Below are 18,752 nucleotides of genomic sequence, written 5' to 3' on the forward strand. Positions count from 1 at the left end.
TCATGACGTCCAAGATTCTCTGCGTCGGTGCCCTCACAATGGACACTATTTTCCGCCTCGACACGCTTCCCGAACAGGCAGGCAAATATCTGCCGCGCGAAGCGGTCGAGATTGCTGCTGGCATGGCCTCAAGCGCCGCTGCCGCGATTGCCCGACTTGGTGGTGATGTGGCGCTCTGGGCTTCCGCCGGGGTTGATCCGGTGGGCGACCGCGCCGTCGCAGAACTGGAAGCCGAAGGCATTGATTGTTCCTATATCCGACGGCTGGAAGGCGCACGCACGGCCTTCTCTTCAATCCTTGTCGATGCAAATGGCGAACGCATCATTGTGCCCTTTTATGATCGCAAGCTTGCAAGCCCGTCTGGTCTGGTGCCGCCGATTGTGGCGGGAGCCTATGCGGCTGTTATGACCGATGTGCGCTGGCCATGGGCTGCGGAGACGGCGCTGCGTGCGGCACGCGATGCAGGCATTCCGGCGATACTTGATGCCGATACCGCGCCTGTCGAATTGCTGGAAACGCTGCTACCGCTTGCAACCCATATCGTTGCATCAGAACCTGCTGCAATCAGCGTCACGGGCACGGCGGATCTGCACGAATGCGTCCGTATTCTTAGCAACCGTTATGATGTTTTCACATCTGTCACGGCTGGCGCAGATGGCTGCTATTGGACGGAAGGCGCTAATCAGCCTGTTTCCCATGTCGCTGGTTTCACCGTCGATGCTGTGGATACGCTGGCTGCGGGCGACGTCTTCCATGGCGCTTTCGCGCATGGTCTGGTGGAAGGGAAGCCGATGACCGACATCATCCGCTTTGCCAATGCCGCTGCAGCTATCAAATGCGCACGCTTCGGCGGACGTGCCGGTTCGCCAAGCAAAACAGAAGTTCTTTCCTTCATCGAAACCGGCGTTGTTCCAGTCCGATAAATTGAACGTCTCCTGTCGTCCCATCCCTCGTCCTTCGAGACGCTGTTTTCAACAGCTCCTCAGGATGAGGGAAGGAGAGGTCAGCGCTCGAATTCTGCTTTCTCCCACGTTCTCCCAAAATCATGCGATTGCGCACTGAACTCGAATTGACTCTTTACTAACATGTTAGTATGTGCAAGCTTAAGGTTCAAATTTGGGAGGAGCCAGTTTTGGCACACAATAATTCTGGTCAGGAGCGCTTTGGACTCTCTGCAGCGCTTACGACGCCATTCGATGTAGATGGCAAAATCGATGTCAGCCGTGCGCTGAAGCACGCACGCGCACGCCTCGACAGCGGCTGCTCAAGCGTAACCTTATTTGGCACCACTGGCGAAGGGTCATCAATTGCCGATGCTGAGCGCGTAGCACTTCTCGATGCCTTCATCGCGCAGGGCTTCCCGGCTGCGAACATCGTTGTCGGCGTCATGGAAAATTCGATTGCCGATGCGGTCCTGCAGTCGGCCGATGCGCTGCGTCGCGGCTGCAAGGCTATTCTTCTGGCGCCGCCTTCCTATTTCAAGAATCTCTCCGACGAAGGTCTGTTCAACTGGTTTTCAGCGGTGTTCAAAGGTCTGGGCAGTAATGCCCGCAGCATCATTCTCTACAATATTCCGTCGGTGACTGCAGTTGAACTGTCGGTCGATCTCATCGGTCGCCTGCGCGCAACTTTCGGTGACATCATCATCGGCGTGAAGGATTCGTCCGGTAACTGGGCCTATACGGAAAAGTTGCTTGCTGCGCATAAAGACATTGCGATCCTGATCGGCGATGAACGTGACCTTGCTGCCGGCGTACGTCTCGGCGGGCAGGGTGCGATTTCCGGCATGGCCAATCTGTTCCCGGATCGCCTGCTGGGCATGATCAACGACGGTCAGGACGATGCCGAACTGGTCGGCGCAGTACAGCAATTGCTGAACTATCCGGTAACGCCTGCGGTCAAGGCCATGGTGGCGCGTCATACGGGTGACAAGGAATGGCGTCGCGTACGTGCACCGCTGATTTCACTGAATGATGCGGATTTCGATGCAATCGGCAGTGTATTCGACCGTTTGCATATGGCAAAAGCAGCTTAAGGGCGGCATAAGCAAACGGGACCAAGAGGGGGCAGGCTTTGGCAGACGATCACAACGAACCAGTAAAATTGCGGGATAAGGCTTATCAGAGCTTCACCCAGCATTTGCTGGCGCGTGATTTTCATCCGGGCCAGTTCGTTTCGCAGCGCCAGCTCGTCACCATGACGGGCTTGCCACTGGGTGCGATCCGCGAACTGATCCCGCGCCTTGAGGCGGAAGGTCTTATCAAGACAGTGCCGCAGCGCGGGCTCCAGATCGCCCATATCGATCTTAATCTGATCCGTGAAGCGTTTCAGTTTCGCCTTTTCATCGAAAAGGAGTCGATTGCGATTTTCTGTCAGTCGGCTTCCGACGAGCTGTTGCGTTCGCTGCGTGCCGAGCATGAAGAGACGCTCAATCGCGCAATGAATGAGGGCGAAACACCAGAGCTCGAAGAGCGGGCGCAGAATATCGACTGGAGCCTGCACGACACAATTGTCGGCTCGCTCGATAATGAGATCATCTGGCGTGCTTACCAGACCAATACGATCAAGATGCGCCTGATCAATCAGGAGCGCTTCCGTATCACCGGGCGTGTTATCCCGGTCATGCAGGAGCATCTCGCTGTGCTTGCTGCAATCGAAACACGCGATCCGCAGACAGCCATGGATGCCATCGCCGTTCACATCAACAATGCACGGAAGCTGGCTTTGCAGATTTAACAACCAGGGCCGCGCAAGAGGAGTTGCCGGGCCGGAAGAATGATAGGGCCAAGAAGCCATAGGGGAGGAGCATGTAATGAATCTATTACGTCCAACACGTCGTCAGTTTCTGGCGGGAACAGCGGCCATCGCCGCCTCGGGTGTCACGGGCATCAGCCCATCTTTCGCGCAGTCGACCGTTGACTGGAAGAAATATGCTGGCACCACGCTTGAAGTAAATCTTATCAAGAGCCCGCGCGGCGAAATCCTTCAGAAATATCAGAAGGAATTCGAAGAGCTCACCGGCATCAAGGTCAATTCCGAGCAGATGCCGGAACAGCAGCAGCGCCAGAAAGCGGTGATCGAGCTGACGTCCGGTCGTCCAAGCTTCGACGTTATTCACATCAGCTATCACGTTCAGAAGCGTCAATTTGAAAAGGGTGGCTGGCTTGCCGACCTCAACCCGTTTCTGAAAGACCCGACGCTGACCGATGCATCACTCACAGAAGATGATTTTGCAAGCGCCGGTCTGACCTTCGCCAAGGATGCCAATGGCCGCTTCGGCGCGCTGCCTTTCTCGGTCGATTACTGGATCATCTACTGGAACAAGGAACTCTTTGCCGCCAAGGGCATCGAATTCCCGAAGACTTTTGAAGAATTGGTTGCCGCTGCAGAAGCGCTCACCGATCCATCAACCAGAACCTATGGTTTTGTCGCTCGCGGCATGAAGAATGCCAATGCGCCGGTCTATACCAGCCTCCTGCTCGGCTATGGCAAGCAGTCGGTTGACGCAGACGGTAATCTGCAGACGGATTCGGCTGAAGGGATTGAAGCCGCCAAGCTCTATCAGCGCCTGATGACCAAATCGGCACCTCCCGGTGTTGCAGGCTTTAACTGGGCTGAATGCCAGTCGAACTTCCTGCAGGGCCGTGTCGGCATGTGGCTCGACGGTATCGGCTTTGCGCCGCCGCTCGAAGATCCGAACAAGTCGCGTGTTGTCGGCAAGGTTGGCTATGGCGTCATGCCAGCAGGCCCGAATGCGCAGGCAGCACCAACCACCGGCGATGGTATCGGCGTGACCGAAGCTTCCAAGAACAAGGAAGCTGCATATCTGTATTGCCAGTGGGCCATTTCCAAGGAAATGGGCGCTCGCCTGTTGCAGTCGGGATCGGGTGTTCCGTTCCGCAAGTCGGTCATCGATGATGAAGCCGTGCGCAAGGGCGTTACCATGCCAGCGGGCTGGGTGGAAGCTCTGTCAAAATCCGCACCAATCAGCCAGCTCTGCCTGCCGGTCATCGTACCTGTCACCGAATTCCGCGACATTATCGGTGTCGGCCTCACCAATCTGTTGAATGGTGCGGATGCAGAAACTGAAATGAAACGCGCGACGGAAGAATTCCGTCCGGTCCTCGCACGGAGCGAAGGAAAATGACATCTGCCGCCCCGATAGGTGCAAAAACGGAAGCTGCTGCCAATGCAGCTTCCTCCACCAAGACTGGCAAGAGCCGCTTGCGGCCAAGTTACTGGCCATTTGTTCTTCCAGCCTTGATCACCGTCGGGGCGGTGATTGTCTTCCCATGGGTGTTTACGCTTTGGATGAGTGCAAACCAGTGGCAGCTCGGCGGGGAGCAGAGCTTTGTCGGCTTCGACAATTATCTGCGTCTTGCAGCCGATATGCGCTTCTGGGAATCCATGTGGCATACGCTTGTCTATACAGTTCTCTCGGTCGTGGCGCCGATGATTCTGGGCACGATTGCAGCGCTGGTCTTTGACAGCAAGCTGCCAATGCGCGGGCTGTTGCGCGGTATTTTCGTGATGCCGATGATGGCGACGCCGGTTGCCGTCGCCCTTGTCTGGACGATGATGTATCACCCGCAGCTCGGTGTGCTGAACTATCTTCTCTCGCTGATCGGCATTGCGCCGCAGGAGTGGATATTTAATCAGAGCACGGTTATCCCGTCGCTGGTGCTGGTTGAAACCTGGCAGTGGACGCCGCTGGTCATGCTGATTGTGCTCGGCGGCTTGGCCTCCATGCCGCGCGATCCGTTTGAAAGTGCGGAAATCGATGGTGCCAATGGCTGGCAGAAGTTCCGCTATATCACGCTTCCGATGATCCTGCCCTTTATCATGGTGGCCGTCATCATCCGCTCGATCGATGCGCTGAAAAGCTTCGACATTATCTATGCGATGACGCAGGGCGGTCCCGGAACGGCATCGGAAACCATCAATATCTATCTCTATAACGTGGCGTTTTCCTATTATGACATTGGCTATGGATCGGCGATTGCCGTGGTGTTCTTCATTGTCATTATCGCCATGTCGATGATCCTTCTGGCCCTGCGCCAGCGAACCAAATGGAACTCGTGAGGACCAACCATGGCACGCAAGTCAATTCTTTCAAAGCTTGGCACGGCACTCATGGTTTTCATCATCGTGTCGCCTGCAATCTTCTTCTTCGTCTGGATGCTGTCGCTTTCCTTGAAATATGAAATCGACAACGGCGCCTATCCACCGATCCTGATCCCCGACCGCATCGCGTGGTCGAACTATAGCGGAATTTTCGAGACCAACGATTTTCTGCTCTATTTCTGGAACAGTATTCTCGTGACCGGAACAGCGACTTTGCTGGCATTGCTGGTCGGGGTTCCGGCAGGCTACGGCATTGCACGACTGCGCGCCAACAAGTCGGCAATCGTCATCATGATTGCGCGTATGACGCCGGGTCTGTCCTACCTGATCCCGCTGTTTCTGCTGTTTCAGACGCTCGGACTGCTCGGCACCCTCTGGCCGCAGATCATCATCCATCTGGTTGTGACTGTTCCAATCGTGATCTGGATCATGATCGGCTACTTCGAGACAACGCCGTTGGAGCTTGAAGAAGCCGCCATTATCGATGGCGCATCCTCGTGGCAGGTGTTCATGAAGGTGGCACTTCCAATCGCCAAGCCGGGCGTTGTGGTGTCGCTCATCCTTGCGGTGATCTTCTCGTGGAACAATTTCGTTTTCGGCATCGTGCTTGCAAGCCGCGAGACACGCACCCTGCCGGTCGCAGTTTACAACATGCTGTCCTTTGAACAGGTCAGCTGGGGTCCGCTTGCCGCCGCAGCCCTTGTGGTCACATTGCCGGTCCTGTTGCTAACCGTTTTCGCACAGCGCCAGATCGTTGCAGGTCTGACAGCAGGCGCCGTCAAATAAGAGTTGAGGTTCAAGATGGCATCTGTATCCATCCGAAATGCAATCAAGAAATATGGCAATGTCGGCGTGTTGCACGGCGTGTCCGTGGATATTCAGGACGGCGAATTTGTCGTGTTGGTCGGCCCGTCGGGCTGCGGAAAATCCACGCTTCTGCGCATGATCGCAGGGCTTGAGGAAATCAGTGACGGCGAAATCGCCATTGGTCCGCGTGTGGTCAATGACCTACGCGCTAAAGAGCGCGATATTGCCATGGTGTTCCAGAATTATGCGCTCTATCCGCATATGACGGTGGCCGACAATATGGGCTTCGCGCTCATGCTGAAAAATGCACCGAAGGAAGAACGCGACAGCCGCGTTAATCGTGCAGCAGAAATCCTCGGCCTCAACAAGCTGCTCGACCGCTTTCCACGCCAGCTTTCCGGCGGTCAGCGCCAGCGTGTGGCCATGGGCCGTGCGATTGTTCGCGATCCGCAGGTGTTTCTGTTTGACGAACCGCTCTCCAATCTCGACGCTAAATTGCGCGTGCAGATGCGCGGTGAGATCAAGGGACTGCATCAGCGCCTAAAGACCACCACGATTTACGTGACCCACGATCAGATCGAAGCCATGACCATGGCTGATAAGATCGTCGTCATGCGCGATGGCCTCGTGGAACAGATCGGCGCGCCGCTCGATCTTTATGACCGTCCGGCCAACATGTTTGTGGCTGGCTTCATCGGTTCACCATCGATGAACTTCGTCAATGGCAAGATCGAAGAAGGTTCGTTTGTGGCCGACGGCGGCTTCCGTATGCCGCTTCCGGAAGGCGATTATGCAAGTCTTTCGGGCAAGGCTGTTTATGGTGTGCGCCCTGAGCATATGAAGATCGCAGAGCAGGGCGTTCCAGTCACGGTCGAAATCGTTGAACCCACCGGCTCGGAAATCATGGTCATGGGCAAGCTCGGTGATCAGCCGATTACCTGCCTGTTCCGCGAGCGCCTGACCGTGCGTCCGGGCGATGTGCTGACCATTGCGATTGATCCGGCAACAAGCCATGTGTTCGAGCCGAAAAAAGGCAAACGCGTCAGCCGCTAACATCAAAACGCCGAGCTTTTGCCCGGCGTCTTTGTTTTATTCCGCGGCCTCTTTCACGGCCATCGGATTGTTTGGATGCGTGGTCCAATTGGCATATTGTGCCGGGATCGGTGCCTTGGTGCGCGGATCGAAATCGCCGATCTGCTCCATGGTGATGCAATCCTCGACCGGGCAGACATTGACGCAGAGATTGCAGCCAACGCATTCCTCATCGATCACCTCAAAGTGGCGCGCACCATTCACCAGACTGGTGATTGCCTGATGCGAGGTATCTTCGCAGGCAATATGGCAACGGCCGCACTTGATGCAGGAATCCTGATCGATCCGTGCCTTGGTGACATAATTGAGGTTGAGATACTGCCAGTCGCTGACATGCCCCACAGCCATGCCGCGGAAATCGTCCAGCGTCTGATAGCCTTTACTATCCATCCAGTCGGAAAGACCGTCGATCATTTCTTCAACGACCTTGAAGCCATAGGTCATAGCAGCGGTACAGACCTGAACCGTGCCGCAGCCGAGCGCGATAAATTCCGCAGCATCGCGCCATGTGGTAATCCCGCCAATGCCTGAAATCGGCAGGCCATAGGTTTCAGGATCGCGCGCAATTTCCGCCACCATGTTGAGCGCAATCGGCTTGACCGCTGGTCCGCAATAGCCGCCATGGCTGCCGCGACCGTCAATGGATGGCACCGGCGACATGCTGTCCAAATCAACCGAAACAATCGAATTGATCGTGTTGATCAGCGATACCGCATCGGTGCCGTTTTCTTTCGCGCCACGCGCTGGCTTGCGAATATCGGTGATGTTCGGCGTCAGCTTGGTGATCACCGGCATACGGCTATATTGCTTGCACCATTTCACGACCATCCCGACATATTCCGGCACCTGACCGACAGCCGCACCCATGCCGCGTTCGCTCATGCCGTGCGGACAGCCAAAGTTCAGCTCGATGCCGTCGGCACCGGTTTCTTCCACCAGGGGCAGGATTGCTTTCCACGCTTCTTCTTCGCATGGCACCATGATCGAAGCGATCAATGCGCGGTCGGGCCAGCGCATTTTCACTTCTTTCATTTCGCGCAGGTTCACTTCCAGTGGCCGGTCGGTGATCAGCTCGATATTGTTGAGACCCAGCAGGCGCCGGTCAGCACCATGGATAGCGCCATAGCGCGGACCATTGACGTTTACGACCGGCGGGCCTTCAGCCCCCAGCGTTTTCCAGACCACGCCACCCCAGCCAGCCTTGAAAGCCCGTTCGACATTGTAAGCTTTGTCCGTCGGTGGGGCCGAAGCCAGCCAGAACGGGTTTGGAGACTTGATGCCGAGGAAGTTCGTTGAAAGATCAGCCATTTTTACTCTCCTCAGCCCTGTTCCTGGCCCAATGGCACACTGCGGTCACGCGAAGCAGACGGGGAGGGCGCATGAAGTGCGCCGCCCGACAACACCGCATCGGCAAAACCTTCAATCGCTTCGGGACGTTTTGTCAGCGTCGCATGGATGGATTCTGCTGCAACCTTGCCGTCTTCCACCGATGCAACGGTCAGATCCTGACCACCTGCAACGCAGTCGCCTCCTGCCCATATGCCCTCAACGGATGTGCGACGATCTTCATCGACGCTGATGCGCCCTTTGGAAAGTCCGATGCCAGACCCGGCAATTGGCTCTGGTTCAAACTTCTGGCCGATAGCCTTGAACACCTGATCGGCTTCAAGAATGAGATATTCGCCGGTGCCGGAAAGTTTGCCGCTATCGGCATTGGTATATTCAAAGACCACGGCATTGACCGTGCCGTCTTCGTTCCGCTCAAGGGCATGCGGTTGCAACCAGTGACGGATCACCACGCCATGAATCTGTGCCAGTTCCTGCTCATAGGCGCTGGCATTCATGCTTTCCTGACCGCGACGATAAACGATTGTCACGTTTTCAGCGCCAAGCTTCTTGGTCTGGATCGCAACGTCTACCGCCGTCATGCCGCCGCCGATCACTACCACATTGCGGCCAACGGGGAGGGATGAGAGGTCTTTTGCCTGACGCAGATTGGCGATGTAATCCACCGCATCGATCACGTTGGGCGCATCTTCGCCGACAAGCGCCAGATCGTTGACGCCTGGCATGCCCATGCCGAGGAAAACTGCATCATAGCCAGCCTTCAGCGTTTCAATGGTGATGTCCTGACCGAGCGTCTGGTTATATTCGATATTGATCGCGCCGATTTTCAGCACGAATTCCAGTTCGCGCTGGGCGAAATTATTGACCGTCTTATAGGCGGCAATACCATATTCATTAAGACCGCCGCCCTTGGGTCGCGCTTCAAAAATCGTCACCTGATGCCCATACATCGCAAGGCGATGTGCTGCGGAGATACCTGCCGGGCCCGCGCCAACGATTGCGATGTGCTTGCCAGTATCGGGTGCGCGCTTGAATGGATGATTGCCGGTTTCCATCAGAACATCTGTGGCATAGCGCTGCAATTCACCGATCTTGACCGGTTTGCCTTCGGAGGTTTCGCGAACACACACTTCTTCGCAGAGCGTTTCTGTCGGGCAAACGCGGGCGCACATGCCGCCCAGAATATTTTCTGAGAGAATGGTCTTGGCTGCACCGATGGCATTGCCGGTGTTAATCTGGCGAATGAAACGCGGAATATCGATGCTGGTAGGACATGCATTCATGCAAGGTGCGTCATAGCAATAATAGCAGCGGTCGGATTCAACGAGGGCTTCATGCTTGTTCAGCGGCGGATGCAGATCATCAAAAACATGCGCATAGTCGGCCTTCTCAAGCCGCGAGCCGTGAATATCAGGCCCGTTCGTATGTCCCGGATTATCGACTGCATCAATAGGCGAATTGTCTGCTGATCTCATCGATCGCATCTCCCATTTTTGCTTGTTCAGGCGCGGGTTCCCTTTGCGCACCTTAAACGTTGTTCCGGGCTGCGATCTTTGCCGTCGCGTGATGCCCGTTAATGACAGGATGACAGATTTTTACGGAAGGTCAAATTTTTTATCATCTGGTCAATTTATGAGAGTTAGGCACTAGAAATAGAGAAAGGCCCGGCTTTGGAAGCGCGGGCCTTTGACAGTTGATCAGAGTGTGAAATCAAAGCGGATCGGACTTGAGGCCGTCCGGTGTCGCTTCCGAGGCAGGGAAAGTTTGGGATTCTTTGGGTAGTGCCGGGCGCGAGCTTAGCACCAGAGCACAGCCACTGATGATGACAGCAGCGCCGACAAACTGGATCAAGGAAAGCTGTTCTTTGAGGAACACCGCACCGACGAGAACCGCGATGACAGTCACGACGAATTCAACGCTGATGGCTTTGGTCGGGCCGACATTTCCAACCAGTTTGAAGTAAAGCACATAGGTAAGCGCACTCATCACACATGCCGAGATCAGCAGATATACAAAATCAATCATCCCCGGCATGGCTGGCACAGGAACGGCCAAGATCAGTGGCAAACTTAATATGCCGCCAAACACGAATGCGCCGATGGTGGTTTCCCATGAGCCGGTGGTAGAAAGACGACGGCTTGCATAGTTGCTGCCGAATGCTGCCGAGAAGCAGGAGAAAAGCACAGCAATACAGCCCATGATAAATTCAGGCGTAACCGCAACAGCCGGGAAGCCGACCAGAAGCACAATGCCGGTTACGCCGAGGAGCAGGCCGATGAGGCCGCGCGCCGTGATGCGTTCGAGACCCCAGAGCTGGCTGATAACCATCGAGAAAAGCGGAATGGATGCGACGCAGATCGCGGCCATAGCGGTGCCAATCAGCGGCGTTCCGTAGGAAAGGCCAATAAGCTGGCCCGCAACGGTGGTTGCACCAACCACGGCGAAGGGTTTCCAGCCCGCCTGAAAATCAAGATTGCGTCCGGAGAGTTTCGCGATTGCAAAAAGTGTTCCGGCGGCAATGAAAGAGCGGAAGGCAACCGCACCGGCCCAGCCAAAGGCTTCGACCACGCGCAGCACCACAAGGAACGAAAGTCCCCATGCTACGGCAAGGAAAATATAGGTCGCGACGTCTCTGGGTTTCATGCCAGCGGGCTTTCAAGAAGTATTGCGAATTATCGAATACCGGATTGTTAAGGAACACCGTTGCAGCTTTATAAGAGTGAAGCTGGATCAGGTCGTTTTTGCGGCGGCGTTCGACGCCGCTTCTGCGATATTGGCAAAGAAGCGGTCTGCGATTTTTCGTGCGACTGAGCCGAGCAATTTCGTGCCGATCTGTGCCACCTTGCCACCGGCATCGCCACGTATGGCGTAGGATAAAATCGTGTCGGTACCGTCTTCGTCCAGACGCACATCGGTCGCACCGTGAGCAAACCCTGCTATGGAGCCTTCCCCGTGGCCGGAAATCGTATAGGAGACAGGCGGTTTCATATTCGACAATTCCAGAATGCCGTGAAAGCGGACTTTCAGGATTCCGAAACTCACTTTGAGGGCGGCACGTATCTCTGTTTCCGAAATGCGCTCGATATCTTCGCAACCGGGAATGCAGGATTTCAGCGTTTCAATGTCGTTCAACGCATCCCAGACTGCTTGGCGTGGTGCCGCAATCCGCTCTTCTCCGGTCAGGTCCATGCTTCACTCCGAGGTGGATCACCCTAAATTGATCAATATGGTGTATATGACACTCTGTCCAAATTGGAAGTTCGGTAATTTATTTGCCGCAAATCCTCTCTAAAACGCTTAATGTCCGCAATTAAATCGATTTGATTCGGGAGTAGCATCATGGCAAGAGACGCGACGAAGCTTGAAGCAACGGTCGCAAAGCTTAAAAAGCACTGGGCAGATTCGGCCCCGCACGATATGCGCGCGGCGTTCAAATCAGACCCGGGCCGGTTCGAGCGGTATTCGCTATCCCTGGATGACCTTCTGTTCGACTGGTCAAAATGCCGGGTCAATGACGAGACGATCGGGCTCCTCAAGGAACTCGCTATTGCTGCCGATGTCGAAGGTCGTCGTGCGGCGATGTTTGCGGGTGAGCACATCAACAACACGGAGGACCGTGCCGTTCTCCATGTCGCGCTGCGCGACACGTCCTCGAAGGAAGTGCTTGTTGACGGACACAATGTGCTGCCGGATGTAAAGGAAGTGCTCGACCGTATGGCGGCATTTGCGGATGGCATTCGGTCGGGCGCGATCAAGGGAGCGACCGGAAAGAAGATCACCGATATCGTCAATATTGGCATTGGCGGGTCCGACCTCGGACCGGTCATGGCAACTCTGGCTCTTTCCCCATATCATGATGGCCCGCGTGCGCATTTCGTCTCCAATATCGACGGCGCTCATATTGCGGATACGCTTGGCATTCTCGATCCTGCGACGACGCTTGTCATCATCGCTTCCAAGACGTTCACGACCATCGAAACAATGACCAACGCGCAGACCGCGCGTAAATGGGTAGCAGATGCACTTGGAGAAGCGGCTGTGGGCGCCCATTTCGCTGCTGTCTCAACCGCATTGGACAAGGTTGCCGCCTTCGGCATTGCTGAAGACCGGGTCTTTGGTTTCTGGGACTGGGTCGGTGGACGTTATTCCGTATGGTCGGCCATCGGCCTGCCTGTGATGATTGCGATTGGACCGGAGGATTTCCGCAAGTTTCTGGCAGGTGCGCATTCAATGGATGTGCATTTCCGAGATGCGCCGCTGGAAAAGAACTTAGCCGTCTGGCTGGGTCTCATCGGTTACTGGCATCGTGCGATCTGTGGTTATGGCAGCCGTGCGATCATTCCATACGACCAGCGTCTCGCCCGTCTTCCAGCCTATCTGCAGCAGCTGGACATGGAGTCGAATGGCAAGAGCGTCACGGTCGATGGCAAGCCGGTTTCCGGTCCGACAGGCCCGGTTGTTTGGGGTGAACCTGGCACGAACGGCCAGCACGCTTTCTTCCAGCTTCTGCATCAGGGCACCGACACCATTCCGCTCGAGTTCATCGTTGCAGCAAAGGGCCATGAAAAGCACCTCGACCATCAACATGAAATGTTGCTGGCGAATTGCCTTGCACAGTCCGAGGCCTTGATGAAGGGGCGTACCCTTGATGAAGCGCGAGCGCAGTTGAAGGCGAAGAACCTGCCAGAGAGCGAAGTTGAACGCATTGCTCCGCATCGCGTTTTCTCAGGCAATCGCCCTTCGTTGACGCTGGTTCATGACAAGCTTGATCCGTTTGCTCTCGGACGTCTGGTAGCGCTGTATGAACACCGCGTGTTCGTCGAAGCACAGATTTTCGGCATCAATGCTTTCGATCAATGGGGCGTGGAGCTTGGCAAGGAACTTGCCACCGAACTTCTGCCGGTGGTTTCGGGTGAGGAGAGCAGCGACGGTCGCGACGCTTCCACACAAGGGCTTGTCGCGCATCTGCATGCGCGAAGGAAAGCTTGACGGTATTCTCTGCACAGCTAGAAATAAAGGAGAGCCGGGTTTGTAACCCGGCTCTCTTCATGAGAAATAAATGGGAAATGAAATGAAAACCGAGATCGTAAAATTTGCCGGCGATGTACCGGGAAATGCCATCGAGTTGCGCGTGCTGCGCTTTGCAGGCAAGGACAGCGATGCGCCTTCCGCCTATTTGCAATCTTCGCTTCACGGTGCGGAACTTCCGGGGCAGGCGGCTCTTCATTTCCTGGTTCCGATGTTGAAGAAGGCCGCCGATGAAGGGCGCATTCTTGGTAATATTACCGTTGTTCCGCAAGCCAATCCGATCGGCTCCAATCAGTGGCAGGCACATCAGCATCTCGGTCGTTTCGAGACGTTTTCGCTGACCAATTTCAATCGCGCTTTCCCGCTACTGCCGGATTTTGACACCTCTGAACTGCCGGAGCCGGATGCGCCGATCTCACTGGCTCAGCGCCTGAAGGCGACGCTTTTGAAGCTGGCCCTGCCGAACGACATCGTGCTCGACTTGCATTGCGACGACGAGAGCGAGAATTACGTTTATATCGCGGAGGAATTCGCCGAAGACATGAAGGATCTGGCCATCGCGCTCAATTCGACGGCAATCCTCGCATGGGACACGACGGCCGACGCAGCTTTTGAAGAAGCCTGTGCGCATCCGGTTCTGCAATTGCCGGCGGACAAGCGCAACATGAAGCGCCGGGCTGTTACAACGGTTGAATTCCGTGGCTTGAGCGATGTTTATGCCGATATGGGCAAAGGCGATGCCGAAGGTCTGTATAAATTCCTCGTGCATCGGGGCGTTGTTCGCGACGACAATGTGAAGCTAGAGACGGAATATAAGGGTCTTGTCACGCCGCTCTCACATGTTGAAATGTTGCGCGCGCCGGAAGGCGGTATGGTGCTCTTTCATGTAGCGCCGGGCGATGAAGTAAAGGCGGGAACGAAGCTGGTTACAGTGGTTACGAAGCCGGGTGAACCAGAGGGCGATATCACGCTGACCGCACCGCAGGATGGACGTATTCTGACGCGTCGCTCGCTGCGCTATGTGCGTCGTGGGGATGATCTTCTCAAGCTGCTTGGAGCACAGCCTTCAACCGTCAAGAAGCGTGCCGGTGCGCTGGAAGCATGAGCGACAAGCTTTCCGCAGAGCGTATGAAATCAATCCGTGCCGTCCTGTTCGACAAGGACGGCACCCTGATCGATTTCGACCGCACCTGGTTTTCAATCTCGTGGCAACTGGCGCAGCGTGCAGCAAAAGGCGACGAGGTGCGGGCTCGCGCGTTGCTCGATGCGGGAGGTTATGACTGGCTGACCGAGCGTTTCCGGGCCAATTCGGTCATCGCGGCAGGTACAGTCGAAGATATCGTTTCACTTTGGCATCCAGACGTCGCATCCGAGCAGGTGCGCAAACTGGTCGAAGAATATGACGCTTACTGCGTCACCGAAGGTGCGCGTTCGGCGGTTGCGATCGAAGCCGTTCGCGAAACGCTGGAAACGCTGCGGGAGATGGGGCTTCGCCTTGGTATCGCCACCAACGATTCCGAGGCTGGTGCCCACGCTACCGCCAAAGCTCTGGGTATCCACGGGCTCTTCGAAGTCGTGATTGGCTACAACACGGCGGCGCGCCCAAAACCTTATCCCGACCCGCTGCTCTATTTTGCAGAAAAGCTGGGATTGGCACCCCACGAGATCGCCATGGTCGGCGACAATCTGCATGATCTGGAAACAGCCCATGCTGCCGGGGCAGGGCTTGCGGTCGGTGTTCTATCGGGCAACTCTCCTCGTGAGGCGCTGGAGCCTCATGCCGATGTGGTGCTGGATAGCGTTGCTGGATTGCCTGAATTATTGAAGTGATGAGTGCTGGCTTCCATTCAATTCGTTGAATGGAAGCATCATGACAATTCATCCTCAATGCTCTTGCGGTGGGATCGGTGTGGAGTAGCATGACGGAACGTTCAACGTTCCCGAGCTATGTCCATGATCCTGATCGGCCAGTATGATTCCCCTTTTGTGCGGCGTGTCGCTATCGCCATGCGGCTTTACGGCCTGCCATTCGAGCATGAACCATGGTCGACATTCGGTGACCGGGACAGGATTGCGGAGTTCAATCCGCTGAGCCGCGTGCCGACGCTTGTCCTCGACGATGGCGACGTCGTGATCGAAAGCGCGGCGATACTCGATTATCTCGATGAGATCGCGGTCGGCAAGCCTCCGTTGGTGGCGCAAAAAGGTATCGAGCGCCGTCAGGCTTTGAAGATATGTGCGCTTTCTACCGGTCTTGCCGATAAGGCCGTGAGCCTTCTCTATGAAGGTTTGCTGCGAAGCGAAAAATCAAGCGTTTGGGTGGAACGCTGCGAGACACAGATCGCGCGGGTGCTGGATGTTCTGGAAAGTGATCTTGCGGAACGGAAATCATCATACTGGTTTGGAGATGATATCGGACATACCGATATCGCGGCGGCTTGTGCGCTTCGCTTTCTGCGCGAGGCGCATCCAAGCCTCTTTGATGAGCAGAAACATCCGGCATTGGCTGGTCTGGCAGCTCGATGCGAAGCGCTGGCACCTTTCCAGGAGATCGTTCAGCCTCTGGTGCCGCCCTCAGCATGATTCAGTCTGAAACAAATACGGCCGGATGAAATGTCCGGCCGTATTTGTTTGTAAACTTCAACGTTCTCAGTCGCGAAGTTCGCGACGCAAAATCTTACCGACATTGCTCTTTGGCAGGCTTTCGCGGAACTCGACTTCGCGCGGACGCTTGTAGTTGGTGAGACGTTCGGCACAATAGGCTTTGACTTCGTCTTCGGTCAGGTTGAGGTCGCTACGGACAACGAACAATTTGACGACTTCGCCCGAATGTTCGTTCGGTATGCCAACGGCAGCCGTTTCCACGATGCCGGGGTGACCGGCGGCAACTTCTTCAATTTCGTTTGGATAGACATTGAAGCCGGAAACCAGGATCATGTCCTTCTTGCGGTCGACGATCTTGGTGTAACCGCGTTCGTCCATGAAGCCCATGTCGCCCGTGCGGAAGAAACCATCCGGCATGATCGCGCGTTTGGTTTCATCGGGACGTTCCCAATAGCCCGACATCACCTGTGGTCCGCGCACGCAGATTTCCCCGACCTCTCCGAGTGCCAGGTCATTTCCGTCATCGTCACGGATTGCCACATCAGTCGATGGCATGGGCAGGCCGATAGTGCCGGAGAACTCGGTCGCATCAAGCGCGTTGGCGCAGGCGACGGGCGAGGTCTCCGAAAGGCCATACCCTTCAGTGACGTGGCAACCAGTCATTTTCTGCCAGCGTTCGGCAACAGGACGTTGCACAGCCATTCCGCCGCCGAGAGTGAGAATAAGAGGTTTGAAATCCAGCGTCTGGAAATCAGGGTTGTTCATGAGGCCGTTGAACAAGGTGTTGAGGCCCGGGAAGATATGGAACGGGTATTTCTTCAGCTCTTTGACGAAGCCGGAAATATCGCGTGGATTGGGAATGAGGATATTTCGTGCACCAAGCTTAATGCCGATCATCGCATTCACCGTGAGCGCGAAAATATGGTAAAGCGGCAGGGCGCATACGAAATTCAGGGCCTTGGGCTTGCCTTTGTTGCGGAAAGCAACCTCCATCCAGACATGCATCTGCTCCACATTCGCAAGAATATTGCTATGGGTGAGCATGGCGCCTTTCGAGACGCCCGTCGTACCGCCTGTATATTGCAGGAAAGCAAGGTCAGAACCTTGAACCGGAATGGGGTTGAAGGATTGGGCACGGCCTTGAGCCAATGCATCCTTGAAACGGATATGGCCCGGGATGTTCCACACAGGGACCATTTTCTTCACGCGGCGCACGACGAAATTGATGATGTGGCCCTTGAAGCCATGCATGTCGCCCATTGAAGCGACAATGATATTGGGAACATTGACGGAGTTAAGGGTCTTCTCCACCGTCGACGCGAAGTTCTCCAGAACAATCAATGCTTTGGCGCCGGAGTCGTTCAGCTGGTGTTCCAGCTCGCGCGGCGTATAAAGCGGATTGACGTTCACCACCACGAAACCGGCGCGGAGAATAGCCGTAAACGCAATTGGATAATGCAGGATGTTTGGCATCATCACTGCGACGCGATCACCTTTGACGAGGCCACGCGATTGGAGAAATGCTGCGAGGGCGCGAGAGTATTCGTCCAGCTTCTTGAAAGAGAGATCCTTACCCATGCAGGTAAAGGCGGGATTGTCGGGGAACTGCCGACAGGACGCCAGAATCATATCGCCAATAGACGAGGTATTGCTCAGATCGATTTCGTGCGGAACGCCGACCGGATACGATTTGAGCCAGATTTTTTCCTGCTTCAACGCGCCTTTCTTGGCTGTATCTGCTGCGACGGATTCAACTACGGATGCACTTTGCCCAGTCGTTTTTTTCGCCATGTCTTCTCCCCGGATTGCTCCGTCCTAAGTTGGGCAGCCTGTGCGCCCGCCGTCTCCCAAGCTGCCCGCCCGGACAGCCTCCTCACCATAAATGTGGTCGAGTTTTACTCTCTTCGCAAGAGTTACATTGACGTAAGCGTAAATTATAAAGGAGTCGAGCGTCTTCCCCAATTTTTAAGTTCAGCAATCACAATAGGTTGAAAGAAACCACGGGAGAAAATAGCAGGTCCAATGGGTGGGGCATATCGCAATTATGTGTAATCTTGCGTCTGATGAGCTTCGAATTCCTGATTTCGCAGAGATCGAATGAGTATCGAGATTGCCTTGCCGCCATAGGTGACGAGATCGTAGTTTCGGTCGCCGCGCAACCATTCATTGAGGAGCCCGCTCAACATGGAAAGCAGGATCAGTGCTGCCGTATCAGCAGTCCATTCCTTTGAAAGCTCCCCGCGTCTTGCCGCCACGTCGAGCAATCCTGCGAGCAATGAGAGGACATTAGATCGCGCTTCCCTGAGTCTGTCTTCCAGTGGGGCCATCTCGCCGACGAATTCGCATCGCTGGTTGATGATAATGAAAATGTTCTGCTGGCGTACATCGTTCGAAAAAAGATGCAGCGCCTGGATAATCGATTGTTCCAGAACATGCATTGGATTGGGGTGATTAACGGCCGCTGCCTGCAACATGATTTCTTCTTGCGGGAAGCGGACATTACCTATGATTGTGCGCGCGATTTCAAGCTTGTCGTGGAAGTGGAAATAAATCGCACCACGCGTTACTCCGGCATGACATGCGATTTCCATCAGTGTAGATTGGTTGACACCACGTTCGAGGAAAACCTGCTCGGCGGCCACCAGAATGGCTTCCCGGGTCTCGGCTGCCTCGGCTTTCGTTCTTCGCATGACTTCTCTCAGGTAGATGCAGGCTAGTGGCCCAGTTTGCCACTGAATCTGGATAACTCA

17 protein-coding genes are annotated in these 18,752 nt (G+C 55.3%); 11 read left to right on the plus strand and 6 right to left on the minus strand.

What is annotated here, in order from left to right:
* The first annotated feature begins 2 nt into the window (after window positions 1-2).
* The 7 genes from CES86_RS14635 (at window position 3) to CES86_RS14665 (ending at window position 6,984) form a co-directional block, all read left to right on the plus strand.
* Window positions 3-923: a PfkB family carbohydrate kinase gene (locus tag CES86_RS14635; protein WP_094514771.1), complete on the plus strand. Its 921-nt coding sequence runs from the start codon at window positions 3-5 to the stop codon at window positions 921-923.
* A gap of 209 nt (window positions 924-1,132) precedes the next feature.
* Window positions 1,133-2,035 (plus strand): dihydrodipicolinate synthase family protein, encoded by a 903-nt coding sequence (locus CES86_RS14640; protein ID WP_010658182.1) that lies wholly within the window; start codon window positions 1,133-1,135, stop codon window positions 2,033-2,035.
* A gap of 38 nt (window positions 2,036-2,073) precedes the next feature.
* Window positions 2,074-2,736 (plus strand): GntR family transcriptional regulator, encoded by a 663-nt coding sequence (locus CES86_RS14645; protein WP_029925772.1) that lies wholly within the window; start codon window positions 2,074-2,076, stop codon window positions 2,734-2,736.
* 76 nt (window positions 2,737-2,812) lie between these two features.
* A complete protein-coding gene (locus tag CES86_RS14650; RefSeq protein ID WP_012090687.1) occupies window positions 2,813-4,147 on the plus strand; it encodes an ABC transporter substrate-binding protein in 1,335 nt (444 codons plus the stop codon).
* Window positions 4,144-5,082 carry a carbohydrate ABC transporter permease gene (locus CES86_RS14655; protein ID WP_010658185.1) on the plus strand — a complete coding sequence of 313 codons (939 nt, stop codon included), beginning with the start codon at window positions 4,144-4,146 and terminating at the stop codon, window positions 5,080-5,082. The genes CES86_RS14650 and CES86_RS14655 overlap by 4 nt, the downstream gene beginning before the upstream one ends.
* A 9-nt stretch (window positions 5,083-5,091) precedes the next feature.
* Window positions 5,092-5,910, plus strand: a complete 819-nt coding sequence (locus tag CES86_RS14660) for a carbohydrate ABC transporter permease (RefSeq protein ID WP_010658186.1) — start codon at window positions 5,092-5,094, stop codon at window positions 5,908-5,910.
* Window positions 5,911-5,925: 15 nt separating this feature from the next.
* A complete protein-coding gene (locus CES86_RS14665; RefSeq protein WP_010658187.1) occupies window positions 5,926-6,984 on the plus strand; it encodes an ABC transporter ATP-binding protein in 1,059 nt (352 codons plus the stop codon).
* Between the two features lie 36 nt (window positions 6,985-7,020).
* Here the strand turns inward: CES86_RS14665 and preA are convergent, their stop codons facing one another.
* From preA to CES86_RS14685, 4 genes are all read right to left on the minus strand, one after another.
* The gene (gene preA / locus CES86_RS14670; RefSeq protein ID WP_010658188.1) at window positions 7,021-8,331 is read right to left on the minus strand and encodes an NAD-dependent dihydropyrimidine dehydrogenase subunit PreA; all 1,311 of its coding nucleotides are present in this window, start codon (window positions 8,329-8,331) and stop codon (window positions 7,021-7,023) included.
* An 11-nt stretch (window positions 8,332-8,342) separates the two neighbouring features.
* The gene (locus CES86_RS14675; RefSeq protein WP_029375879.1) at window positions 8,343-9,854 is read right to left on the minus strand and encodes an NAD(P)-dependent oxidoreductase; all 1,512 of its coding nucleotides are present in this window, start codon (window positions 9,852-9,854) and stop codon (window positions 8,343-8,345) included.
* 226 nt (window positions 9,855-10,080) lie between these two features.
* The gene (locus CES86_RS14680; protein WP_094514772.1) at window positions 10,081-11,013 is read right to left on the minus strand and encodes a DMT family transporter; all 933 of its coding nucleotides are present in this window, start codon (window positions 11,011-11,013) and stop codon (window positions 10,081-10,083) included.
* An 87-nt stretch (window positions 11,014-11,100) separates the two neighbouring features.
* The gene (locus tag CES86_RS14685) at window positions 11,101-11,559 is read right to left on the minus strand and encodes an SRPBCC family protein (RefSeq protein WP_010658191.1); all 459 of its coding nucleotides are present in this window, start codon (window positions 11,557-11,559) and stop codon (window positions 11,101-11,103) included.
* Between the two features lie 150 nt (window positions 11,560-11,709).
* Here CES86_RS14685 and pgi point away from each other — a divergent pair, with 150 nt between their 5' ends.
* The 4 genes from pgi to CES86_RS14705 all read left to right on the plus strand — a co-directional run bounded on the left by pgi (window position 11,710) and on the right by CES86_RS14705 (window position 15,981).
* Window positions 11,710-13,359 carry a glucose-6-phosphate isomerase gene (gene pgi / locus CES86_RS14690; protein WP_029925762.1) on the plus strand — a complete coding sequence of 550 codons (1,650 nt, stop codon included), beginning with the start codon at window positions 11,710-11,712 and terminating at the stop codon, window positions 13,357-13,359.
* Between the two features lie 82 nt (window positions 13,360-13,441).
* A complete protein-coding gene (locus CES86_RS14695; protein ID WP_010658193.1) occupies window positions 13,442-14,503 on the plus strand; it encodes a succinylglutamate desuccinylase/aspartoacylase family protein in 1,062 nt (353 codons plus the stop codon).
* Window positions 14,500-15,228 (plus strand): HAD family hydrolase, encoded by a 729-nt coding sequence (locus CES86_RS14700; protein ID WP_010658194.1) that lies wholly within the window; start codon window positions 14,500-14,502, stop codon window positions 15,226-15,228. The genes CES86_RS14695 and CES86_RS14700 overlap by 4 nt, the downstream gene beginning before the upstream one ends.
* Window positions 15,229-15,351: 123 nt before the next feature.
* Window positions 15,352-15,981: a glutathione S-transferase family protein gene (locus tag CES86_RS14705; RefSeq protein ID WP_029375880.1), complete on the plus strand. Its 630-nt coding sequence runs from the start codon at window positions 15,352-15,354 to the stop codon at window positions 15,979-15,981.
* A 66-nt stretch (window positions 15,982-16,047) separates the two neighbouring features.
* On the opposite strand, the gene CES86_RS14710 is transcribed toward CES86_RS14705, so the two are convergent.
* Both CES86_RS14710 and CES86_RS14715 read right to left on the minus strand, forming a co-directional pair.
* Window positions 16,048-17,793 (minus strand): long-chain fatty acid--CoA ligase, encoded by a 1,746-nt coding sequence (locus CES86_RS14710; RefSeq protein ID WP_010658196.1) that lies wholly within the window; start codon window positions 17,791-17,793, stop codon window positions 16,048-16,050.
* Between the two features lie 251 nt (window positions 17,794-18,044).
* A complete protein-coding gene (locus tag CES86_RS14715) occupies window positions 18,045-18,692 on the minus strand; it encodes a TetR family transcriptional regulator (protein WP_010658197.1) in 648 nt (215 codons plus the stop codon).
* Between the last annotated feature and the right edge of the window lie 60 nt (window positions 18,693-18,752).

Origin of the sequence: Brucella lupini, from assembly GCF_002252535.1 — a bacterium.
Taxonomy (GTDB): Bacteria; Pseudomonadota; Alphaproteobacteria; order Rhizobiales; family Rhizobiaceae; genus Brucella; species Brucella anthropi.